Here is a 21,172-nt window from a genome sequence, read left to right as displayed (position 1 = left end):
GCGGCGGTGTCGCGTGAACGCAACTGCGCGTCGGCTGCCATAATCAAGCGGTCTACGTTCAAGGAGCCCACGGCATGAATGCCACCACCCGCACGGAAGGCGCAGCCGCACAGGGCGCGCACGCGGCCACTGCCAGCGCGGCGTTCGATCCCACCTATGTGTCCAGCAATGGCGAAGCGCAGTTGAAGGGCGCCGGCCATGCCATCACCGTGAACGGCGAAGACCAGTCGGTGAAGCTGGCGCAGGAAAAGAAGGTGTCAGGCAGCGGTCCCGGCACGCAGTTCCGCGGCACGTCGGTGGCTGCTGCAGCCACGCCCACCCGCGACGGCGTGGATTATCTGGTAACGGTCGACAGTGTGGTGGGCAACCGCATGAAGGCCGGCGGATTCACCCAGGAAGACAGCACCGGCGCACGGGGTCGCTACCGCGTCAGCCTGCCGCACGGTGCGCTGGATACCGATCCCACCACGGTGAATCCCTTCGATCCGCAGACCATTCCCAAGCGCGGCAGCGTCACCCTGGATGGCCAGCATTTCACCGGAACGGCGCTGGAAGGACGCTTCCGCAACATCGCCATCCAGAGCCAGGTGACCGAGGCGCAGGGCGCCAGCTACCGCGTGGATCATCTGGACGATGGCCGCGTACGCGTCACCACCGGCCCCAACCAGGCGGTGGAAGCGTTCAACGGCGTTGGCTTCGCGGCAGGAAAGTTGACCGCCGTGGCCGGGCGCCAGGACGCGCTGGGACAATCCACGGTGCGCACCGCCACCTTCGATCTCGAGCAGGTGGATGGCCGCGCGGCGTACCAGCACTTCATCGATACCGGGGTGATGGATGCGCACACACCGGGCGTGCAGGACCTGGCCACCGCGGAACGGCTGGGCATGAGTTCGCAGACGCGCCTGAAGGTGGGCGTGGGCGATGCGTTCAACCTGGACATGGCTGGACCGCGCAACAGCGGCGATGTGGTGCGCGTACGCCACGAGGACGGCAGCTTCACCGAACAGCGCAGCGTGGAATACAGCGGCAACGTGCCGGTCAGCCGTTTCAGTGCCTACGGTGCCGATGGCCAGGAAGACATCGCCCAGCGCCGCTACCAGTTCCAGATCGATCTGCGCGACCACCCGCACGGCGAACAGATTGCCGGCATGGTGAATGCCGCGCTGACCGGCAACGCGGCCGGTGATCGTGGCCCGTTGCATGCCGGTGTGGAGAACACCCTGGTGCTGGATGAGCCGCAGATGCGCGCCCTGATGGAGCGCACCCAGGCCATGGTGAAAGACAACCCGATGCTCGGCCCCGACTGGCGCCTGCTGGCCGAAGACGGGCAGGGCAGGCCGCAGCAGGATGTGGATGCATTCGCCGCCGCGCTGGCACGCAACCAGGGCCATTCGGCGTATGGGCTGGGCGAGCGCCTGTTCCGCGTGGCGTCTGCCGAAGGCCGCGAACTTCAGCCGATCGCGGCCAGCGTGCAGTCGCAGGCCTTGCAGGACCTGCCGCCGCCTTCACCGTTGTTGCCGCAGCACGACCCGCGCAATGAAGCCAGCCCGCGCCACGGACTGTGGCTGCAGACCCAGGGCGCGGTGAACAGCCTGGACCAGGCCATGGGGCGCCAGCCCGACCAGGCCAGTGAGCGGCTGGGCATGGCGTTGCTGGTGGCCGCCACCCACAAGGGCATGGATCGGGTGGACCAGGCGGTGCTGAGTGACGATGGCCGCTACGCCTTCGCGGTGCAGGGCGAAGCGCATGCCGCCGACCGACAGATCGCCCGCGCCGATACCGCGCAGGCGGTGGCCACACCAGTGGCCGATCACGTGCGCGAGCTGCAGCAGGTGCCAGAGCGTGCCGCACCGGAAGCGCAGGTCGCGCAGCAGCGCGAGCAGGAGCAGGTGCAGCAGCAGGAGACAGCGCGCAGTCTGGCGCGCTGAGGTAGCGCCGGGCCATGCCCGGCGTTCCCTGCGGGTCCTTAACCGGGCAGTTCGCACTGCATCTTGCCGTCCACGTAGTACGGCTTGGGCACGTTCGGGTTCTCGCTGGTCTTCTCGAACACCACTTCAAACGTGTCGGTGGCCGGCGTGCCCTTGCGCTCGGTGCAGGCGTCCTGCAGCTTCTTCTTCACCGCGGTGATGCCGGCATCGCGGTTGGCGCCGTCGGCGCTGTTGGTCAGGTTCACCGTTTCGGCCCAGGCCAGCGGGCTCAGGGCCAGCAGGGCGGCCGTGGCGGCCAGGGTGTGCAGCTTGCTCATCCAATGTCCTCGTTGCGTTCCATGGGTGCGGCCCGGCGCGAACGCCCGGCGCTGGCCCAGTATCGAAAAGCGCGGTTAACGCGGTGTCGGCGCGGCCGACGGCCCGCCAGCAGGCCGCCTGAACTACGGACGTTAGTGCGAACCATTCGCATTTGATATGATTTCATGCGTCCTTAACAGTGCCGCGGCCTGCCGCTGGCGCCCCTTCCTGGCAGGTTCCCCCATGAATTCCCCAGTATTTCCCGTCCGCTCGCCGCTCAGCACGGCGCTGACCGTGGCCCTGGCCCTGTGCGCGCCGCTGGCCGCCCAGGCGCAGTCGCAGACTCCGGACGGCAGCAGCCCCACCGACCTGGATGCGGTGCATGTGAACGCCTATCGCACGCTGACCCACACCTCTGGCGCCACCAAGACCGACACCCCGGTTGCCGAGATGGCCAAGTCGGTGTCGGTGATCGCGCGCGAGGAACTGGATGCGCGCGGCGTGCAGACCTTGAACGAGGCCATGCGCTACGTGGCCGGTGTGTCGCTGGAAAGCAGCGGTATCGACAACCGCGTGGATGATTTCAGGATCCGTGGCTTCGATGCCGGCAGCTGGAGCAACAACGTCACCATCGACGGCATGCGCGCGCCGCAGGGCGGGCAGTGGAACCGCACCATGGTGGACAGCTGGAACCTGGACCGCGTGGAAGTGCTGAAGGGGCCGTCGGCGGCGATGTACGGCCAGGTGGCTCCGGGTGGCATGGTCAACCAGGTCAGCAAGACGCCCACACCGGACCAGCAGCAGATCGTGCAGCTGGGCGTGGATGGCAATGGCCAGTACAGCACCGCCTTCGATGTGGGCGCCGCATCGGGGGACAAGCAGCACCTGGGCCGTCTGGTGGGCCTGTACCGCGATGGCGACACCCAGATCAAGCACACCGAGCAGGAGCACTGGTTCCTGGCGCCCAGCTACACCTTCCAGATGGCCGAGCGCACGCGCCTGACCCTGCTGGGCCTGTACCAGCGCGACGATGGCGGCTCCACCTACCAGTTCCTGCCGATGGCCGGCACGCTGAACGCCACGCCCTATGGCCATATGAAGAACAGCACCTTCATTGGCGAACCGAACTGGAACACCTACGACCGCACCATCTGGTCGGCCGGCTGGATGTTCGAACACGCGTTCAATGAAAACTGGACGTTGAGCCAGAGCGCGCGCCGCCTGAACGTCGATTCCACTTTCCGCACCGTGGTGACCAATGGCGCGCTGAATGCCGACGGGCGCACGCAGAAGCGCCGCGCCACCTGGGGCGAAGGCGATTCGCGTGGCGATACCGCCGATACGCGCCTGACCGGCAAGTTCAGCACCGGCGCGGCACAGCACACCCTGCTGCTGGGCGTGGACTGGCAGAAGGCCGATTGGGATGCGGCGCGCGGTGCAATGGGCACGGCCACCGACACGCCCAATGCCATCGACATCTTCAACCCGGTCTACACCGGCTACATTCCGGCTACCACCTCGATCAGCTACTCCGGTGGCATCAACCGCCAGACCGGTGTGTACCTGCAGGACCAGATCGCGCTGGACAAGTGGCGCTTCACCGTCGGCGGCCGCTACGACTGGACCAAGGATGACACCTGGACCCAGGCCTACACCGTGGCCAGCAACCGTTTCGGCTCGCGCACCCCCAGCCGGATCAAGAACGAGGCCTTCAGTGGCAACGCGGGCATTCTGTTCGTGGCCGACAACGGCCTGACGCCGTACCTGAGCTACGCCGAATCGTTCCAGCCGGCCGGCAGCACCGCCACCCAATCGTTCGACCGCACGCCGTTCGATCCGATCACCGGCAAGCAGTGGGAGGCCGGCGTGAAGTACCAGCCGGCCAACTTCGACGGCCTGGTGACCCTGTCGGCCTACGATCTGCGCCAACAGAACGTGCTGACCGATGATCCGGACAGCAGCCACAACACCTGCGGCACCACCGGCACCAGCCAGTGCCAGGTGCAGGATGGCGAAGGCCGCGTGCGCGGTGTGGAACTGGAGGGCCGGGTGACCCCGCTGGCCGGCTTCAGCGTGATCGGTGCAGCGGCCTGGATGGATTCGGAAGTGACCCGCAGCAACAACGGCTACCGCGGCAAGCAGTTGGCAATGGTGCCGGACTGGACCGCCTCGCTGTGGGGCGACTACACCTTCCAGGGCGGTGCGCTGGAAGGCCTGAGCCTGGCCGCCGGCGTGCGCTACAACGGTAAGAGCTACGGCGACAGCGCCAACCTCTACCTGTTTCCGTCGTACACCCTGTGGGATGCCGCGATTCGCTACGACATCGGCCAGTACGGCAACGTCGGCACGCAGTTGTCGCTGAATGTCAGCAACCTGGCCGACAAGCGTTTCGTGTCGACCTGCACCGGCGTGTCCTCGTGCTACTACGGCACCGGCCGCACGGTGACCGCAACCGCGCGTTTCACCTGGTGATCCGCGCGGCTTGATGCTGTGCTACCGCCGCTCTCGCAGGAGGGCGGCGGTAGTGATCAGGCCGCCGTATGGCCGGTATACGCGGCCAGCACCGCCGGCAGGTCCTGCATGGATTCGAAGATGACATGCGCACCGGCCGCACGCAGCGCCTCGGGCGTGCTGTGGTACTGGCCGCCCGGGCTGTAGCCGAACACGGTGGCACCGGCGGCCACGCCGGCGGTCGCACCGGTCACAGTGTCTTCAATGACCGCGCAGCGCGCCGGGTCCACGCCCAGTGCAGCGGCGGCGGCCAGGTAGACATCGGGGTGCGGCTTGGTCCGCGGCTGGTCCTGGCCACTGAAGATCTGCCCGCCGAAGGCATCGAGGATTCCGATCTTGCCCAGCTGCAGGCGCACCTTCAGCAGATCGGCGCCGGACGCGCAGGCGATGCGGCCCTGGGTGAGGGTCTGCAGCGCACGCACGGCGGCAGGCGCACCGGGAATCTCGGTCAGATCGCGCTCCAGCGCCACGTTGCGCTGGCGGCGGAACTCATCGAGCCACGCTTCGGTGAATGGCTTGCCGGTGCGTTCCTCGATCAGACCGGCCAGGCTGGCGACCGATTTGCCCAGGAACACCTCGGCGGCCTGCTGCTGGGTGAGTGGCCAACCGCGTTCGGTCAGCATTTCCGAGAGCACGCGGGCGACCAACGGCTCGGAATCGACGAGGACGCCATCGCAGTCGAACAGCACGGCATCGAAGGGGAAGGGGGCCATGGGGAACTCCGGGCAAAACGAAGTGCGGAATTGTCGCACGCCGATGGCGCAGGCGCTTTGCCCTGATGGGCGCCGCTGCGCCGATCGCTCTGGTAGGTGCCCACCTTGGTGGGCACGCTTCTCGCCTAAGTGCCAACCAAGGTGGGCACCTACAACGGCCCGCGCGGGGTAGACTGCCCCGATGACGCACTGCCAGGAGGGCGAATGAAGGCGATCGCGATGGCACGCACGGCGGTCTTGCTGTTGGCAGTCGCTGCGGCAGGCTGCAGCACCTTCGCACGGCCGCCGTCGCCGAATCTGCGTCTGGTCACTTTGGTGCCGGCCGAAACGAGAGTTCTGCTGACCGCTGCGGCTAGCGGCACCATCGAGCCGATAGGCGAGTGCGTGTACTTTGTCAGCGCATCGGGACATCGCAGCCTGGCACTGTGGCCGGACTATTTTGAACTGGCCAGGCAGGATGGTGTCCCTATCGGCGTGCGCAGCACGTCCAGCAACACTGTCGTGGCGTTTGGGCAGACGCACACCTTTGGCGGCGGAGAATTATCCCCGTTGCCGCAGATGCTGACCCAGCCGTTGCCAGCAGGCTGCCGCGGTCCGGCGATGATGCTTTACTTCAATTAGGGCAGCGGGTGCTGCGGCTTTGGTGGGCGCGGTTTTCGCCTCGGCGCCTCTGCGCGGCAGTGCCAACCAAGGTTGGCACCTACCAGGGCAGTGCACCCCGACGCTTTGGTAGGTGCCCACCTTGGTGGGCACGCTTTGCGCCTCGGTGCCAACCAAGGTTGGCACCTACCAGGGCAATGCACCCCGACGCTTTGGTAGGTGCCCACCTTGGTGGGTACGCTTCGCGCTTCGGTGCCAACCAAGGTTGGCACCTACCGGGGTAGCAGTTGCGGTCAGCTCAGGTCGCAGCCGCTCGGCAGCGGCCAACTGGTCGCAGGCAGCATGTTCTTCAGCGAGGCCGGTGCGTTGATCGCCACGTAGCCGGCGCCCAGCAGCTCTTCCAGATCGGCGATGGTCACCAGGTAGTCATCCAGGCTGCCCAGGCCGGTTTCGTTGGGGAAGATCCAGCTGATCGCCTTGGCGGTACCGGTGTTGGGGTCGCGGGTGATGATGGTCTTCCAGAAGAATTCCGGTGTGGGAATGCCGTGGCTGCTCAGGAAGTAATCGTTGCTGGCATCGCCATAGACAACGCCGCCGTACACATCCACCGGCGCGATATCGCGGTAGCACTCGGCCACGTTTTCGGCCTTCACCCAGATGCCCTGGTTGAAGCCGGATACCTGCGGCACGATGTTGGTCATGTAGTTGGCGCGGCGGATGTACGTGCTGTCGTAGTCCATGTGGTTGGAGGTGACCAGGTGGCCGCGGTCAAAGCCGGATTTCACGCTGGCATAGGAGCCAGTGCTGGTCTGGCCCAGACAGCCTGCCGGCAGATCCGGGTCCTTGTAGAAGCTGGACGGGCGCGCGGCCGAACCGGTATCGGCCAGCAGCGTGTATTCGTAACGGGTGGCGCTGTGGATGCTGCAGTCGTAGGTCAGCACGAAGCCGCCCTTGTTCAGGGTGACGGTCTGGGCGTGTGCGGCGCCGGCAAAGGCGCTGATGACAAGGGCGAACAGGAACGTTGCAGAGCGCATTGGGTGATCTCCTTGAAGTTTCCAGGACGCAGCTGCCCGTGCCGGCGAAATCGCGTTTCGACGGAGGCGGGTGCTGCGACGGATGGGATGAAGCGGACTGCCGTTGAATCGGACTGACGTTGAAGCCCGGCCATGGCCGGCGGTGCTGCGGAATCGCAACCGCGTCCCCTGGGCCACGATGTGGCGCGCGGTGGCGTAAGCGTCAATTGCTGACGCTCTCAGGTCAACGCTGGATGTTCCAAGGTGTGACTTCGCGCAAGGAGTGCGCTGTGTTGCGGCGGATCGTGTCCGGCGGCTTTTCTGTTCAGGCCGTGACGTCGAGCGTGCATCTGGGCAAGTCGAAGTAGGAAGTTTCCTACAGCGCGATGGACAGAAAGCCTAGGGGCGCTTCCAGGCACGACTGTTACCATATGCGAATGATGCGCATTTACCCGAAGCCGGGTAGCGAGCAGTCACGCTCGGTCTCCGGCAATGATGGGAATGACGACTGCGGCAGCAAGGCTGAAGCGAGCTTTCATCACTGACCGCTTCCCGAGAAACGTAATGACTCAAAGAAAGAGATTCCTGTTCATATCTGCGTCGATCATCGTACTTGCAGCGATCGCGTGGTACGGCCTGTCCTCCGCGCCAGATCGCGCCAACCACGCTGAACGCTCCTCGATACCGGCGGGCGGCAACGAGGCCGCCTCGATGCAGGGCACATCTGCAATGTCTCGACCTGCCGACAGCTCGACGCCGGGCGATCCGGCCAACAGAGACCTTCGAATCCGGCAGCTGCCTGGCAGGGCGTTTGCCGTCACGGATTTTGGTCGGGTTCCCAGCGGAACAGTGGACCAGGTTATCGCAGGGCTTACCCCGCACGCCTTGGCAGGCGATGCGACGGCGTCGTATGGGATTTTCCTGAAGCTCAATGAGTGCCAGAACATCAACCGACGCGCATCCAGAGGCAGCGCGGTGCAGGCCAGTCCCGATGTGGTGTCTGCATGCCTGGATCTTTCGGCGGAAAACGAGATCAGCGCCAGTCGTTGGCTGACGCTTGCGGCAGAGCAGGGGAACATGGGTGCACGCCTTCTCTATGCCGCCGATTCCGAGTCAGCGCTTGGCGGGCCTGCCGCTTTGCTTCGCGATCCCGATCGCACCAAGGAGTACAAACAGAAAGCCACCGGCTACCTGCAGGACATGGTCGCCCAGGGAAGTGTGGATGCGCTGCTGCAACTGGGCAATGCCTACCACGCAGGCGTGCTGCTCGACGAAGATCTGGTCACAAGCAGGGCCTACTTCGAGGCGGCACGTCTTGCTGACCCTTCGGTGGTTCCGGTCCAGCAGATCAATACTCTGGACAAAGCGCTAAGTGCGCAACAGCTCTCCATAGCCCGACGAAAAGGAAGTCAAATCCATGATGCATGCTGTCGCTAGAAAACCATTTGCAATGTCGCGACGAAACGCAATATTGATCCTGATACTAGCGGCAGGATTGATATTCGGCGTAAGCACGTTTGCATTCGAGCGCGGGCCATACTTCTGCACTGATTGCGCCGTCGCGTCGCCGGTGCCGGATGCCAGAACCCTGGAGGTTCTCAAGGACTCACGCGCACCCGTGGACTACGTACCGCTCTTTGCATGGGCAACCGGAACCACCTATCAGATCTGCAACCCGACACACTGCACCGTCTATCACGAGAATTTCGAATCCAACTGGGTAGGTGAAGGCCAGACCCCGCGTGAGGGGGTGCTGCCAGAACCTGTTGATGAAGGCGGTAGCGGTGGCGGAGGTCAAGCAGGCGGCGGAGTGCCGATTGGCGGTGGCTGTTATGGCAACTGTGGCGGCGGTGGCCTCGTGACCGTCGGCCCATATCAACCCTGCCAGCAGGGCGCGGAGAGCAAGGGAGAACTTTGCATCGGCGAGGATGGGAGAGTGCGACCCGATTGACAGGGACAGGGCCGAGCACACGCTCGGCCCTGCACCCACGCTACGGTGCTTCCTGCCGCAGCTTCTTCGCCTGCGCCGCGTTCACCGCGCTGGCCTTGTTGCCGAAGTCCTGGCGGATGAAGGTTGCCAACTGCGCGATCTCTTCATCGCTCAACCGATCGGCGAACCCGGGCATGCCCAGGTTGGACGGCCGCTGCGCGGTGGAAGGCAACGCGCTGCCATGCAGCAGCAGGCGCACCAGCGTGGTCGGATCGTCGGCCAGCACCGTGGGGTTGCCGGCGATGGCCGGGAACACGTTGGTGTAGCCCTTGGCATCGGTGCGATGGCAGGCGGCGCAGTTGTCCACGTACAGTTCGGCGCCGCGGCTGTCATTCACCCCGGCCTGCAGCTTGCGCGCGGTGGCATCGTTCTGGGCGTATGCAGACGGATCGTTTGCACTCGCCGGCAAGCTCTTCAGATAGACCGCCATGGCCCGCAGGTCGGCATCGGTCAGGTGCTGGGTGCTGTGCTCCACCACGTCGGCCATCGGCGAACCCACCACCGCGCTGTGTGCATTACGCGCGGTGCGCAGGGTATCGACGATGTCCTGCGTGCTCCAGCGGCCCAGGCCATCGGCGTTGTTGCCGCGCAGGTTCACCGCATTCCAGCCATCGATGAGCTGCCCGCCGGCCAGGTACGCGCTGCCCGATTCATCCAGCGCCTGCTCCTGCAACGCCAGCCCGCGCGGGGTGTGGCAGCTGCCGCAGTGGCCCAGGCCCTGCACCAGGTAGGCGCCACGCGCCAGTTCGGCGCTGTCATAGCGGCTGGGGTCGAAGGCCACCGCGTCCGCATCGGGGGCGAAGGTCTTGCGCCAGATCGCCAGCGGCCAGCGCATCGACAACGGCCACGGAATGTCGGCGGCCTGGTTGGCCTCCTTCACCGGGGCGATGTCACCGTGCAGGAAGTAGGCATGCAGCGCCCGCACATCCTCATCGGTCAGGCGTGCATAGGACGGGTAGGGCATGGCCGGGTACAGGGTGCGGCCATCGGGGGTGATGCCGTGGCGCACGGCGCGGTCGAAATCATCCAGCGAGTAGCCGCCAATGCCGGTGTCGCGGTCCGGGGTGATGTTGGTGCTGTAGATGTTGCCCAGCGGCGAGGCCACCGCCAGGCCACCGGCGAACGGCTTGCCGCCGGGCCGGGTGTGGCAGGCGGTGCAGTCGCCGGCAGCGGCCAGGTAGCGACCGCGTTCGATCAGGGCGGCGTCGGCCGCCGGTGCATCGCCCAGTACCCGCGTGCGGGTCGGCACGAAGGCGTAGGCCAGGGCCAGCAACAGCAGCACCAGGGCAATCACCACGATCCACAGGAGAAGCTTCTTCATGGGCGTCTCCTCAGGCCTGTACCAGCGGGCCCGGATCGGGCAGGTACTTTTCGCGGATGGCCGTGGCCGCCCAGTACGCCAGCCCGCCGACCAGCCCGGTGGGGTTGTAGCCGTTGTTCTGCGGGAACGCGTTGGCGCCGATCACGAATACATTCGGCACGTCCCAGCTCTGCAGGTAGCGGTTCAGCGCCGAGGTCTTCGGGTCGGCGCCCATGATCGCGCCACCGCAGGTGTGGGTGCTCTGGTACTTGGTGATGTTGTAGTGCTCGCCGTCCTTCTTGGCATCACCGCTCATGGAAAGCGGATTCAGCACGCGGCTCATCTCCATGGCCTTGCCGACGAAGAACTGCGAGGCCTTGATCTCGTTGGGGTGCCAATCGAAGGTCATGCGCAGCAGGGGCCGGCCGAAGCTGTCGGTGTAGTTGGGGTCCAGGCTGAGGTAATGCTGGCGGTAGGCCATGCACGCGCCCTGTACTTCGTAATAGAAGTTGTGGCGGAAGTTGTCCGCGGCCGCCTTCTTCCATGCCGCGCCCCAGCTGGGCGTGCCCGATGGCACGTTGATGCCGCGCACCGGGCCGGCGCCGGGCTGGCGGGCCCAGACCAAGCCACCACCAACGAAACCGGCCTTGGCGTTGTCCAGCTGATTGCCGTTCAGATCGTCCATGGTGGTGCCCGCACCGCCAATGCCGATGAAGCCGTTGGCCTGCACGCTCTTGTCGAAGAACAGCACCACCCGGTTGAGGTTCTGGTAGGAGTAGTTGCGCCCCACCGTGCCGGTGTTCGATTCGGGGTCGTAGGGCGTGCCGATGCCGGACAGCAGCATCAGATGCACGTTGTAGAGCTGGAAGGCGCACAGCAGCACCAGGTCGGCCGGCTGCTGCACCTCACGGCCCTGGGCGTCCAGATAGGTCACGCCGGTGGCCTGCTTGCCGGTGCTGTCCAGGTCCACCTTCAGCACCTGCGAATGGGTGCGCAGCTCGAACTTCGGGCGCTGGCGCAGCACCGGCAGGATGCAGGCGTTGGGGCTGGCCTTGGAATAGTTCAGGCAGCCGTAATCGCTGCAGAAGCCGCAGGCATTGCACGGGCCCAGCTGGCAGCCGTAGGGGTTCACATACGGGCCGGAGGCATTCGAGGCCGGAATGGGATAGGGATGCCAGCCCATTTCCTTGGCCGCCTTGTAGAACAGTTCGCCGCCCAGGTAGTTGGGGTTGGGGCCCAGCGGATATTCGGCCGAGCGCGACCCTTCAAACGGGTTGCCGCCGGCCTGCACCACGCCATTGATCACACCGGCCTTGCCGGACGTGCCGCAGACCAGCTCGAACATGTGCAGGTGCGGTTCCAGTTCGGCGTAGGTCAGCGGGAAATCCTGGATGGTCATGTCATCGGGAATGAAGCGCTTGCCGTAGCGTTCTTCCACGTTGGTGCGCAGCTTCATGTCTTCCGGCAGCGGGCGGAAATGCGCGCCCGACCAGTGGCTGCCCGCACCGCCCACGCCGGTGCCGGGCTTGAACGAGCCCATCTGCCGGTACGGCACGGCGGTGTCGGCCGGGGTGTGGCGAATCGTGACGGTTTCCTGTGCCAGGCTCTGCAGGTAGCGGCGGTGTACCGAACCTTCCAGCTCGTCCACCACGTTTGGGTAGGCGAAATCAGGCTGGGTATCGCGGTCGCCGCCGCGCTCCAGCGCGACCACATGCAGGCCGGCATCGGTCAGTTCCTTGGCCAGGATCGCCCCGGTCCAGCCCATGCCGACGATCACGGCGTCCACTTTCGGTTTCGTGATGGCCATGCGCTCAGCCCCTCCGCCCAGCCAGGTCCACCGGCGGCAGCGGGTAGGCCTTGTCGCGCACCCCGATCCAGTCCAGGTAGTCGGCGCGCATGCCGGGGTAGCCGATCATCTTCCACGCGGCCATGCCCTTGTTGGCCCCGTACTTGGGGTCGGCGAAGTAGCCGTTCTTCACCTCGCCCAGCAGGTTGGAGAAGAACAGCTTGCTGGAGATGGCGTCCAGTTCCAGCTTGCCGCCCTCGGCCGCCTTCAGCAGGGTTTCCTGCTGGGCGTGGTCCAGCTGGGCGAAGGTCTTGCCCTGGAACTGTGCGCGGCAATGCGCATCGACGGCACCAATACCCACGCGCACGATCTCGCGCAGCGGCAGCTTGCCCTGGTAGCCGAATTCGCTGGGCGCTTCCAGGAACGGGCCCTGCATGTACCAGATGGCGCCGGCGGCATAGGGCGTCTGCATGTGCCGGTCGAGGAACTCGGGCACACCCGATTCCACCGCGCCTGGGCCGGTTTCGTCGGCGGGGATCAGCCGGTCGCAGGCCGCGACGATGAACGCCCATTCGGCGGCGTTGAAGAATTCGGGGCGGTACTCGGCGGCATCAGCGGCGGTTGCCTGCGCGTTCTGCGGGGGGGTACCGGGCGCACAGGCGGGCAGGGCGGCGGCCACGGGAATCAGGGTCAGGCCCTGGAAAAAGCGGCGGCGGCTCAGCGCCGGCGCCATCGGTTCGGCGTCATCGTTCATTGCGGGGTGGCTACCTGTGGGGTGGCTGGTGCACAGCTTCGCGCGCGTCCTGTCGCGGTGGCGTGCTCGACATCGGGCCCGGCGCCGACCGCTCCCCGGCCGACATGGATCGATCCATTGTGTTGCTGCGTGATGCTTTCCGGAATGGCAATATGGGAAAGGTGCTGTTGCCTGAAAGGAAAGAATCGCGGTGATCGAAGACCTGGGAGAGCTGCGCACCTTCGATCGCATCGTGCATGGCGGAAGCCTGTCGGCCGCCGCACGTGACCTGGGTGTGTCGCTGGCGGTGGTCAGCAAGCGGCTGTCAGCGCTGGAGCGGCGGTTGCAGGTGCGCTTGCTCAACCGCAGCACGCGCCGGGTCTCGCTGACCGACGAGGGCAGCCTGTTCCACCAGCATTGCCGCCAGGTGCTGCAGGCGGTGGAAGCGGCCGAAGCGGCGCTGGCGCAGCGCCAGGACCTGGTCGCCGGCGTGCTGCGGGTCACCGCCCCGAATGGTTTCGGGCGGCGCCACGTGGTGCCGGCGGTGCGGCGGTTCCAGATGGCACACCCCGGCGTGCGCGTGCATCTGTCGCTGCGCGACGAGATCGTGGATCTGGTGGGCGAGGGCATCGAGCTGGCCCTGCGCTATGGCACGCTGGATGATTCGCGCCTGGTCGCCCGGCAACTGGCGCCGAACCGGCGGGTGCTGTGCGCATCGCCGGACTACCTGCAACGGCGCGGCATGCCGCGCAGCATTGCCGATCTGCAGCAGCACGACTGCATTGCCTCGGGCAGCCCGCCGGTCAGCCACTGGCGCTTCGGCCAGGGCGATGCCGCGCTGGCACTGCCGCTGCAGGCCAGCACGCTGTGCGATGACGGCGAGGCCGCGCACCTGATGGCGCTGCAGGGCGCCGGCATAGCCCGCAAATCGATCTGGGACGTGGCCGAAGACCTGCAGGCCGGGCGCCTGGTGGAAGTGCTACCCGACCACGCCCTGGCAACATCTCCGTTGAGCGCGGTGCATGGCTCGGGAAAGCAGCTGGCCCCGCGCGTGCGTGTGTTCCTGGACCACCTGCTGCAGCACCTGCGCAGCACGGTGGCCTGGCGCTACGCCAACGCCGATTAGCCGCGCGCGTCCTTGGCGATGGCCAGCGCCTGATCAGCGCGCACGAACACCGCGGTGGTGTTCTCGTCGCGGGTGCCGGTGGCCGCGCCCAGCAGCAACGGGCGGCCGAGGCGGCTGGCGGCTTCATCGGCCACGCCCTGCAGCGCATGCAGGGTGGCATCGGCCTGGTCGGAGCCCAGCACGGCAATGAACTCGCCGCTGCCGGTAACCCGGTTGATGCTGTCGCCACGCTCGGCCTGCAGGCAACGCTCCAGCGCCGCATCCAACTGCTGCAACTGGCGGTCCAGGCCGCGCTCGCCCAGCTGTTCGGCCAGCGCGGCCAGATCCTGCAGTTCCAGGATCACGATGGTGTAGGGCGTGCCCGCCGCAGCGGTGTCAGTGCCGATGGGCTCGGCGGCGACCGTCTGTTCCAGCAGGGCCACCACTTCCTGTTCGCGTTCGCGGCTGCGCGCTTCCATCAAGTTCATGGTCAAGCGGGCGAGCGCCTGCAGGGCCTCGCGTTGCACCGGGGTAAGCGAGCGCGGTGACAAGTCGACCACGCACACACTGCCCACCGCCGCACCGCTGCCGGTCACCAAGGGCATGCCGGCGTAGAAGCGTGCGCCGATCTCCTTCAGCACCGGGTTGTCGGCAAAGCGCGCGTCCTGGCTTAGATCACCGACTTCCAGCAGCTGGCTGGGCTCGCGGATTGCATGGTCGCAGACCGCTACATCGCGGTCGGTCTGGCTGCCGTCCAGGCCGGTGCGGGCCTTGAACCACTGGCGGTCGCGATCAATCAGAGTGACCAGGGCCATCGGCGTGCCGCATACGGCGGCGGCCACTTTCACGATGTCATCGTAGGCCGGCTCGGGCAGGCTGCCGACAATGTGCAGGGCATCGAGCGCACGCTGGCGTTCGATTTCGTCCGTGGACGGGGTGAAGCGCTCGGTCATGGTGTTCCTGTAACTACCGGGGTCGGCCCATGCTAGAGCACCTGCGTTCGCGCGCCGTCAACGGCCATGCGCGCTCGAGCTGATACGCAACGATGCGCACCGAATGCAAGCGACGCACTTCACGTATTGATAACGATTCACATTTGCCATACGATGCCGTCCGCCAGCCCCGGACGTCCGTCTCGCCAGCGCCCACGCTCACTGACGAGACAGTTCCCATGAAGATGCGTTCCCTCGCCGCGTTCGCGGCGTTTGGACTGGCGTTTGTCCAGCCTGTTCTTGCCCACACGCCGTACCTGTCGCCGAGCACCTATGCACCGCGTGCGGGGCAGACGGTGGCGCTGGACGCCTCGTTCGCCGAAGTCTTCTTCGTGCCCGAAACCGCGTTCGACGATAGCCAGTTCAGCGTAACCGGCCCGGACGGCAGGACCACCGCGCTGCCTGCGCAGGTGATGAAGACCCGCACCGTGGCCGAGTACACGCTGCCGGCGGGCACGGGCACCTACCGGCTGAGCACCGGCCAACGCCTGGGCGCACTGTTCCGCACGTGGGAAATCAATGGCAAGCGCGAAAGCTCGCGCGATCCGGCGGTGAAGATTCCGGCCGGGGCCAAGGTCATTTCCGATTTCCAGTCGCGCACGCTGGCCGAGACGTACGTGACGGCCGGCAACCCCGACCGTGCCGCGCTGGCGCCGCACAACCAGGGCATCGAGCTGGTGCCGGTCACCCATCCCAATGATCTGTACGTGGGCGAGGCGTTCGAGTTCATCGCCCAATACGACGGCGCGCCGCTGGCCAACCAGAAGATCGAGATCACCGAGGCGGTCTGGGGCAGTGACCGCACACCGCAGGTGGTGACCGTCACCACCGACGCCAAGGGCCATGGAAGGTTCCCGCTGACAGCTGCCGGCACCTGGATTGCGCTGACCCGCCACCGCACGGCCGCGCCGGCCGGGGCCGCGGTGGCCGAGTACAGCAACAGCTACACGCTCAGCTTCCGCGTGTTGAACCCCTGATCCCTTCCATCGTTCGTTCCTGAGGTCACCATGAAGATCACCCTGCTTGCCAGTGCGTGCGTCTGCACGCTGCTGCTGTCGTCCGCTGTCCACGCGCAGTCCGCCCCGCGCCCGCTGGTCGGCGGCCATGGCAACAATGTCACCGCGTTCATCGCCGAACATGATGACAATGCCGACGGCAAGGTCACCTGGGCCGAGTTCGAGGCGTTCCGCCGCGCCCGTTTCGATGCCACCGACAGCAACAAGAACGGCACGGTGGACGAAGACGAGTATGTGGCCGAGTTCGACCAGCGCATGACCGCCGAGATCGAACGCGAGCGTGCCGGCCAGGTCGAACAGACCCGTGCCCGTTTCGCCGCACTGGACACCGACAAGGATGGCAGCGTGTCGCGCGCCGAGTTCGACGCCGCTGGCGAAAAGACCTGGCAGGGCGGGCAGAAGGCGCTGGCCAGCCGTGGCAAGGACAAGGCCGCGCCGGCCGCCGGTGGCACCGAAGCCCGCACCGCCGCTGGTGCGCAGCGCTTCGACAATCGCCGCAGCCGCTTGAACATGCCCACCAGCCACACCGCCGAAGGCTTCCTGGAGCTGTACGACGGCAATGGCGATGGCAAGGTGGACAAGGCCGAGTTCGACAAGGCCCGCGACGAGCAGTTCGCGCGCACCGATCGCAGTGGCGACGGCCGCCTTTCGCTGGATGAATACCTGGGCGAGTTTGAAGAGCGCCTGGACCGGCGCGCCGCCTCCCTTACCCAGGGCGATGATCGCCAGGTGCACGTGCGCTTCGGCGTGCTCGATGCCGACAAGAGCGGCGAAATGACCTTCGCCGAGTACCAGGTGTCGGGCAAGCGACTGTTCGATACCGCCGATCGCAACAAGGATGGCGTGGTCGATGCGACCGATGCGGCACTGCCGCCGCCGGCTGCGCCGCGCCGCTGAGTCCTGTGCGGGGCCCGTTGCCACGGGCCCCGTTGTTGCGGATTTCCGCGCACTCCCGAGTTGCTTCCCATGTTCCGTCGTACCTCCCGCCTGCTGCTGGCCCTGGCCGCGAGCTGGCTTGCCGTGCCCGCGGCCGTGGCCGCACCGCAGATCTTCCATCGCGACGATGTGCTGGGCACCTCGCTGGATATCAGCGTGGACGCCAGCGAGGCGCCTGCGCAGGCCGCGTTGCAGGCCGTGCTGGCCGAGACCGCGCGTCTGGACGGTGTGCTCAGCCGCTGGCGCGATGACAGTGAGTTGAGCCGGTTCAATACGCGCAGCGGCGCGCAGGCGGTGTCGCCCGATCTGCGTGCGGTGCTGCAGTTGTGCGAGCACTGGCGGCAGCGCAGCGAGGGCATCTTCAGTTGCCGGCTGGGCCGGGTGGCCGAGCGCTGGCGCCAGGCCGCGACCAGCGGCGTGCTGCCGCCGCGCGATGAACTGCGTGCATTGGCCTCGGCTGCCGCACAGGCCGAGTTCGAGCCGGCGCGCAGTGGTGCGCTGACCCGCCCCGAGGCGGTGGTGTTCGACGTGGACGGCGTGGCCAAGGGCTACATACTGGACCGGGCGATGGATGTGGCGCGCAAGGCCGCACCGGCAGCGCGTGCCATCAAGATCGATATCGGTGGCGATGCGCGCTACTGGCAGGCCGCCGGAGAAACCGCGCCGTGGCAGGTTGGGGTGGCCGATGCGCGCCGCCCGCGGGATAACGGCGCCACGCTGGCCACGCTGGCCCTGCGCGACGGCGCCATTGCCGGCAGTGGCCATGCCACGCGCGGCTACACCGTGGGCCGGCGCCACTACAGCCATATCCTGGACCCGTTCTCGGGCTGGCCCATGCAGTTCGCGCCCGCCGCGACCGTGGTGGCGCCCGATGCGGCCAGCGCCGACGTGCTGGCCACCGCGCTGTCGGTCATGCCGATCCGCGATGGGCTGGCCCTGGCCGATGCACTGCCGGACGTCGCCGCATTTGTGTTGAGTGATACCGGCATTCCGTTCGTGTCGCAGCGCTGGCCGGCATTGCTTGCCGACGAACCACCGCGCGCGGCGAACGAGGAGCGGCTGGTGGTGGACTACCAGATTCCGCAGATCGCGGCCGAGCGCTATTTCGCGCCGTACCTGGCGCTGTGGGTGACCACGACCGATGGCACGCCGGTGCGCCAGCTGCTGGTGCTGGGCACGCGCTCGCGGTACCTGCAGTCGCTGCCGCAATGGTGGCGGCGCTATGGCCGCGATGATCTGCCCGCGATCCAGGGCATCGCGCGGCCCACGCGCTTGCCCGGCGCGTATTCGCTGGCCTGGGATGGGCGCGACGACCGTGGCAGTACCGTCGCCGATGGCGAGTATCTGCTGCAGGTCGAAGCCGCGCGCCAGGCCGGTGGGCATGAGTTTCTGTCATTGCCGTTCACGCTGAAACAGGGCAGGGCGCTGGACAGCCAGCACCGCGGCCAGAGCGAGATCGGCACGCTCAGTCTGCACCTGACCGGGCGCTAGCCGCGGTCCTGCCTTGCCTCGAACGTTCAGTACCCCTTCCCAGCAACGCACGCAACGCCATCACCATGGCGCCCCGCAGCCAGGAAACCAACGCCGCTCCAACCGGAGCGACGGAACGCCCCTTTCCACCCCTCTGCGGAGTCATCCATGCACCTTTCACCTTCCCTGCTTGCGCTGGCGGTAGCTACCAGCCTCTCGCTTCCCGTTGTCTCCCGTGCGGCCAGCGCCGATGCGGACAGCACCCTGGATACCATCCAGGTGACCGAAACACGCAAGAAATCCGACAACCAGAACGTCACCACGCTCTCGGCCAAGACCCTGCAGCAGCAGGGTGCGCAGAGCATGGAAGACGCCATCCGTTACGTGCCGGGCGTGGAGATGGTCGATCTGGGCCGCGCCGGCTTCAATGGTTTCAACATCCGTGGCCTGGAATCGGACCGCGTGGCCATCACCCTGGACGGCCTCAGCTTCCCGCAGAGCATGGACCCGGGCACCTACCAGCCCTATGAATTCTTCCGTTCCGGTCGCGGCAGCGTCGACCTGGAAGCGGTGAAGAGCGTAGAAATCATCAAGGGTGCCGATGCGATCACCGCCGGCAGCGGCGCGCTCAGTGGTGCAGTCATGTTCACCACCAAGGACCCGTCCGACTTCCTGAAGGCCAGCGGCAACGATAGCTTTGGTTCGGTGAAGTACGGCTACACCGGTTCCAGCGACGAGAACATGGGTTCGTTGACCTTCGCCAACCGCACCGGCCGTTTCGAATCGCTGCTGGTGTACACCAAGCGCGATGGCCACGAAACCGAATCGTGGTACGACACCACCCGCGCCCAGCTGGGCCCGGACCGCCGCACGCCGGACCCGGTGGACCGCGAGAGCGACAACCTGCTGGCCAAGGTCAACTTCCTGGCCACCGACACGCAGACGCTGGGCATCGTCTACGAGCGCGCCCGCGCTACCAATGACGTGGACAACTGGACCCGCAGCGATGGCGTGGGTTCGTATTACTTCCGCAGCGCCGAAGACCGCAGCGACCGCGACCGCTACGGCCTGAAGTACACCTGGCGCGCCAACAACGCGCTGTTCGACAGTCTGGAAGCCACCGCCGACCACCAGAAGAACTACATCCAGGGCCAGACCAACGTGCTGGTGGCCAACGGCACGGCGGCCACCTATGGCACGCGCTGCTCGGTGGCCGCACCGTGTGCGCGCCAGGAAGACCGCTGGGATACGCAGAAGCGCAACCGCGTGGCGCTGGATTTCGACAAGAGCATCGAAGCCGGCGGCGTGCGCCATGACCTGGTGTACGGCGCAGCGTGGCAGCAGGCGAAGATCCACTGGAACTCGGTGGATACGCGCTGGGGCAACGATGGCGCGCTGTTCACCCGCGATACCGACCCGTCGCTGTGGCCGGACACCAAGGAAACCGACCTGACCGCCTACGTGCGCGACCGCGTGCGCCTGCTGGATGATCGCCTGAGCCTGACCGGTGGCCTGCGCTACGACAGCTACAAGTACACTCCCGAAACCTCGGCCGGTGGCAACGGTGATTCTGGCTATGTGGATGACGGCGGCAGCGTGGGCACCTCGAAGTTCGCGGCGCCGACCTGGAACCTGGGCGCCGAGTTCAAGTTCACCGATACCCAGTCGCTGTGGACCCAGGTGGGCCGTGGCTTCCGCGCACCCGGTGTGAACGACATGTACGGCACCTCGTCCACGACCGAAGTCACCCGGGTTTCCGACGGCGCCACGGTCACCGTGCCCGATGGCAAGAGCAACCCGGACCTGGACGCCGAGCGCAGCCTGAACCTGGAACTGGGCTGGCGCTACCAGAGTGATCGCCTGCGCCTGGGCGTGTCGCTGTTCCGTGACAAGTACAGCAACTTCATCGACACCGCCCAGTTCGTCGGCGATGCCGGCACCCAGTACAGCACCACCGTGCGCGGTGTCACCACGGTCACCAATGGCTATACCTACACCATGCCGATCAACCGCGGCGAAGTGGTGGTGAAGGGCGTGGAGGCCGAGGGCCTGTGGCTGCTGGCCGACGACTGGCTGGCGCGCATGGCCTATTCGTATAACGAAGGCACCGACAATGACGGCCGTCCGCTGGCCAGCATCATTCCGGCCAAGGCCGTGGCCGGGCTGACCTACAACGCCCCGTCGCGGCGCTGGAGCGTGACCGCCAATGTCACCCACCAGGACCGCAAGGACCCGTCCGATTACGGCCTGAGCGTGACCAACGCCAGCTACGGCGCCGAAGTGCTGCCGCTGTATGCCTACAAGGCGCGCGAATACACCCTGCTGGACGTGTTCGGCAGCTACAGCATCACCCCGCGCATCCACCTGACCGCCGGTGTCTACAACGTGTTCAACAAGGAATACTACCTGTGGAACCGCGTGCGCACCGCCGGTGGCGGCACCGCCATCTTCCAGGGTGCCACCAGCTACGAAGGTATCGGCCGCTGGTCGCAGCCGGGCCGTAACGTGCGCTTCACCCTCAGCTACGACTTCCTGTAAGCCGGGCAGGGGTCAGATCCCTTTCCGCGAGGAAAGGGCTCTGACCCCATGAATGGAAGCCATCCACGCATGGCGTGGATCTACTGGATGCGGCGGTTGTCGATCCACGCCATGCGAGGATGCCGATCGGCTCGCCGTCGTCGGTCCATCCCATGCATGGCTCCCTGGTAGATCCACGCCATGCGTGGATGGCATAGCCGCGGTAGATCCACGCCATGCGTGGATGGCATAGCCGCGGTAGATC

The 21,172-nt window shown here is 66.4% G+C and carries 17 protein-coding genes; 10 read left to right on the top strand and 7 right to left on the bottom strand.

The genetic code is table 11. The annotated features are described in order from the left end of the window. The first annotated feature begins 74 nt into the window (after nt 1-74). The gene (locus tag C1930_RS10605) at nt 75-1,928 is read left to right on the top strand and encodes an XVIPCD domain-containing protein (protein WP_108771695.1); all 1,854 of its coding nucleotides are present in this window, start codon (nt 75-77) and stop codon (nt 1,926-1,928) included. 38 nt (nt 1,929-1,966) lie between these two features. Here the strand turns inward: C1930_RS10605 and C1930_RS10600 are convergent, their stop codons facing one another. Then, nucleotides 1,967-2,245, bottom strand: coding sequence for a hypothetical protein (locus C1930_RS10600; protein WP_108753175.1), 279 nt, complete (start codon nt 2,243-2,245; stop codon nt 1,967-1,969). 223 nt (nt 2,246-2,468) lie between these two features. Between C1930_RS10600 and C1930_RS10595 the strand changes: the two genes are divergently transcribed. Beyond that, a complete protein-coding gene (locus C1930_RS10595; RefSeq protein WP_108771694.1) occupies nt 2,469-4,697 on the top strand; it encodes a TonB-dependent siderophore receptor in 2,229 nt (742 codons plus the stop codon). A 56-nt stretch (nt 4,698-4,753) separates the two neighbouring features. Here C1930_RS10595 and C1930_RS10590 read toward each other — a convergent pair whose 3' ends face one another. Continuing rightward, a complete protein-coding gene (locus C1930_RS10590; RefSeq protein WP_108771693.1) occupies nt 4,754-5,449 on the bottom strand; it encodes an HAD family phosphatase in 696 nt (231 codons plus the stop codon). A gap of 204 nt (nt 5,450-5,653) precedes the next feature. On the opposite strand from C1930_RS10590, the gene C1930_RS10585 reads away from it, so the two are divergent. Next, nucleotides 5,654-6,070, top strand: a complete 417-nt coding sequence (locus tag C1930_RS10585; protein WP_108771692.1) for a hypothetical protein — start codon at nt 5,654-5,656, stop codon at nt 6,068-6,070. 272 nt (nt 6,071-6,342) lie between these two features. Here C1930_RS10585 and C1930_RS10580 read toward each other — a convergent pair whose 3' ends face one another. Beyond that, the gene (locus C1930_RS10580; RefSeq protein ID WP_108771691.1) at nt 6,343-7,083 is read right to left on the bottom strand and encodes a DNA/RNA non-specific endonuclease; all 741 of its coding nucleotides are present in this window, start codon (nt 7,081-7,083) and stop codon (nt 6,343-6,345) included. Between the two features lie 480 nt (nt 7,084-7,563). Here C1930_RS10580 and C1930_RS10575 point away from each other — a divergent pair, with 480 nt between their 5' ends. Continuing rightward, nucleotides 7,564-8,499, top strand: a complete 936-nt coding sequence (locus C1930_RS10575; protein ID WP_108771690.1) for a sel1 repeat family protein — start codon at nt 7,564-7,566, stop codon at nt 8,497-8,499. Further along, nucleotides 8,480-9,013, top strand: coding sequence for a hypothetical protein (locus C1930_RS20240; protein WP_159093592.1), 534 nt, complete (start codon nt 8,480-8,482; stop codon nt 9,011-9,013). Before C1930_RS10575 ends, C1930_RS20240 begins: the two co-directional genes overlap by 20 nt. Nucleotides 9,014-9,053: 40 nt before the next feature. Here C1930_RS20240 and C1930_RS10565 read toward each other — a convergent pair whose 3' ends face one another. Genes C1930_RS10565 through C1930_RS10555 form a run of 3 tightly spaced genes read right to left on the bottom strand, consistent with a single transcriptional unit; the run spans nt 9,054 to nt 12,892 of the window. Further along, nucleotides 9,054-10,373 (bottom strand): cytochrome c, encoded by a 1,320-nt coding sequence (locus tag C1930_RS10565; protein WP_108771688.1) that lies wholly within the window; start codon nt 10,371-10,373, stop codon nt 9,054-9,056. Between the two features lie 10 nt (nt 10,374-10,383). Further along, nucleotides 10,384-12,159 (bottom strand): GMC family oxidoreductase, encoded by a 1,776-nt coding sequence (locus tag C1930_RS10560; protein WP_108756293.1) that lies wholly within the window; start codon nt 12,157-12,159, stop codon nt 10,384-10,386. 4 nt (nt 12,160-12,163) lie between these two features. Continuing rightward, nucleotides 12,164-12,892, bottom strand: coding sequence for a gluconate 2-dehydrogenase subunit 3 family protein (locus tag C1930_RS10555; RefSeq protein WP_108771687.1), 729 nt, complete (start codon nt 12,890-12,892; stop codon nt 12,164-12,166). Between the two features lie 190 nt (nt 12,893-13,082). On the opposite strand from C1930_RS10555, the gene C1930_RS10550 reads away from it, so the two are divergent. Then, on the top strand, nt 13,083-13,997 hold the full coding sequence (locus tag C1930_RS10550; RefSeq protein ID WP_108753166.1) for a LysR family transcriptional regulator: 915 nt from the start codon (nt 13,083-13,085) through the stop codon (nt 13,995-13,997). Here the strand turns inward: C1930_RS10550 and C1930_RS10545 are convergent. Then, nucleotides 13,994-14,929: a GAF domain-containing protein gene (locus C1930_RS10545; protein ID WP_108756296.1), complete on the bottom strand. Its 936-nt coding sequence runs from the start codon at nt 14,927-14,929 to the stop codon at nt 13,994-13,996. The genes C1930_RS10550 and C1930_RS10545 overlap by 4 nt on opposite strands. Nucleotides 14,930-15,153: 224 nt before the next feature. Between C1930_RS10545 and C1930_RS10540 the strand changes: the two genes are divergently transcribed. From C1930_RS10540 to C1930_RS10525, 4 genes are all read left to right on the top strand, one after another. Beyond that, entirely contained in the window at nt 15,154-15,945 is a 792-nt protein-coding gene (locus C1930_RS10540) for a DUF4198 domain-containing protein (protein ID WP_108772582.1), read from the top strand. Nucleotides 15,946-15,975: 30 nt separating this feature from the next. After that, entirely contained in the window at nt 15,976-16,881 is a 906-nt protein-coding gene (locus tag C1930_RS10535) for an EF-hand domain-containing protein (RefSeq protein ID WP_108771686.1), read from the top strand. Between the two features lie 69 nt (nt 16,882-16,950). Next, complete coding sequence (locus C1930_RS10530) at nt 16,951-18,411, top strand: DUF2271 domain-containing protein (RefSeq protein ID WP_108771685.1); 1,461 nt, start codon at nt 16,951-16,953, stop codon at nt 18,409-18,411. Nucleotides 18,412-18,558: 147 nt separating this feature from the next. Next, nucleotides 18,559-20,928, top strand: coding sequence for a TonB-dependent hemoglobin/transferrin/lactoferrin family receptor (locus C1930_RS10525; RefSeq protein ID WP_108771684.1), 2,370 nt, complete (start codon nt 18,559-18,561; stop codon nt 20,926-20,928). Nucleotides 20,929-21,172 lie beyond the last annotated feature (244 nt).

Source organism: Stenotrophomonas sp. SAU14A_NAIMI4_8, from assembly GCF_003086695.1.
Taxonomy (GTDB): domain Bacteria; phylum Pseudomonadota; class Gammaproteobacteria; order Xanthomonadales; family Xanthomonadaceae; genus Stenotrophomonas.
Note: the sequence above shows the minus strand (reverse complement) of the source record. Positions and strands in the feature narration are given on the sequence as shown.

Excerpts from the sequence above, each read along its gene's own strand:
- C1930_RS10605 (WP_108771695.1), top strand. The coding sequence starts at position 75 with ATGAATGCCACCACCCGCACGGAAGGCGCAGCCGCACAGGGCGCGCAC.
- C1930_RS10600 (WP_108753175.1), bottom strand. The coding sequence starts at position 2,245 with ATGAGCAAGCTGCACACCCTGGCCGCCACGGCCGCCCTGCTGGCCCTG.
- C1930_RS10595 (WP_108771694.1), top strand. The coding sequence starts at position 2,469 with ATGAATTCCCCAGTATTTCCCGTCCGCTCGCCGCTCAGCACGGCGCTG.
- C1930_RS10590 (WP_108771693.1), bottom strand. The coding sequence starts at position 5,449 with ATGGCCCCCTTCCCCTTCGATGCCGTGCTGTTCGACTGCGATGGCGTC.
- C1930_RS10585 (WP_108771692.1), top strand. The coding sequence starts at position 5,654 with ATGAAGGCGATCGCGATGGCACGCACGGCGGTCTTGCTGTTGGCAGTC.
- C1930_RS10580 (WP_108771691.1), bottom strand. The coding sequence starts at position 7,083 with ATGCGCTCTGCAACGTTCCTGTTCGCCCTTGTCATCAGCGCCTTTGCC.
- C1930_RS10575 (WP_108771690.1), top strand. The coding sequence starts at position 7,564 with ATGACGACTGCGGCAGCAAGGCTGAAGCGAGCTTTCATCACTGACCGC.
- C1930_RS20240 (WP_159093592.1), top strand. The coding sequence starts at position 8,480 with ATGATGCATGCTGTCGCTAGAAAACCATTTGCAATGTCGCGACGAAAC.
- C1930_RS10565 (WP_108771688.1), bottom strand. The coding sequence starts at position 10,373 with ATGAAGAAGCTTCTCCTGTGGATCGTGGTGATTGCCCTGGTGCTGCTG.
- C1930_RS10560 (WP_108756293.1), bottom strand. The coding sequence starts at position 12,159 with ATGGCCATCACGAAACCGAAAGTGGACGCCGTGATCGTCGGCATGGGC.
- C1930_RS10555 (WP_108771687.1), bottom strand. The coding sequence starts at position 12,892 with ATGAACGATGACGCCGAACCGATGGCGCCGGCGCTGAGCCGCCGCCGC.
- C1930_RS10545 (WP_108756296.1), bottom strand. The coding sequence starts at position 14,929 with ATGACCGAGCGCTTCACCCCGTCCACGGACGAAATCGAACGCCAGCGT.
- C1930_RS10540 (WP_108772582.1), top strand. The coding sequence starts at position 15,154 with ATGCGTTCCCTCGCCGCGTTCGCGGCGTTTGGACTGGCGTTTGTCCAG.
- C1930_RS10535 (WP_108771686.1), top strand. The coding sequence starts at position 15,976 with ATGAAGATCACCCTGCTTGCCAGTGCGTGCGTCTGCACGCTGCTGCTG.
- C1930_RS10530 (WP_108771685.1), top strand. The coding sequence starts at position 16,951 with ATGTTCCGTCGTACCTCCCGCCTGCTGCTGGCCCTGGCCGCGAGCTGG.
- C1930_RS10525 (WP_108771684.1), top strand. The coding sequence starts at position 18,559 with ATGCACCTTTCACCTTCCCTGCTTGCGCTGGCGGTAGCTACCAGCCTC.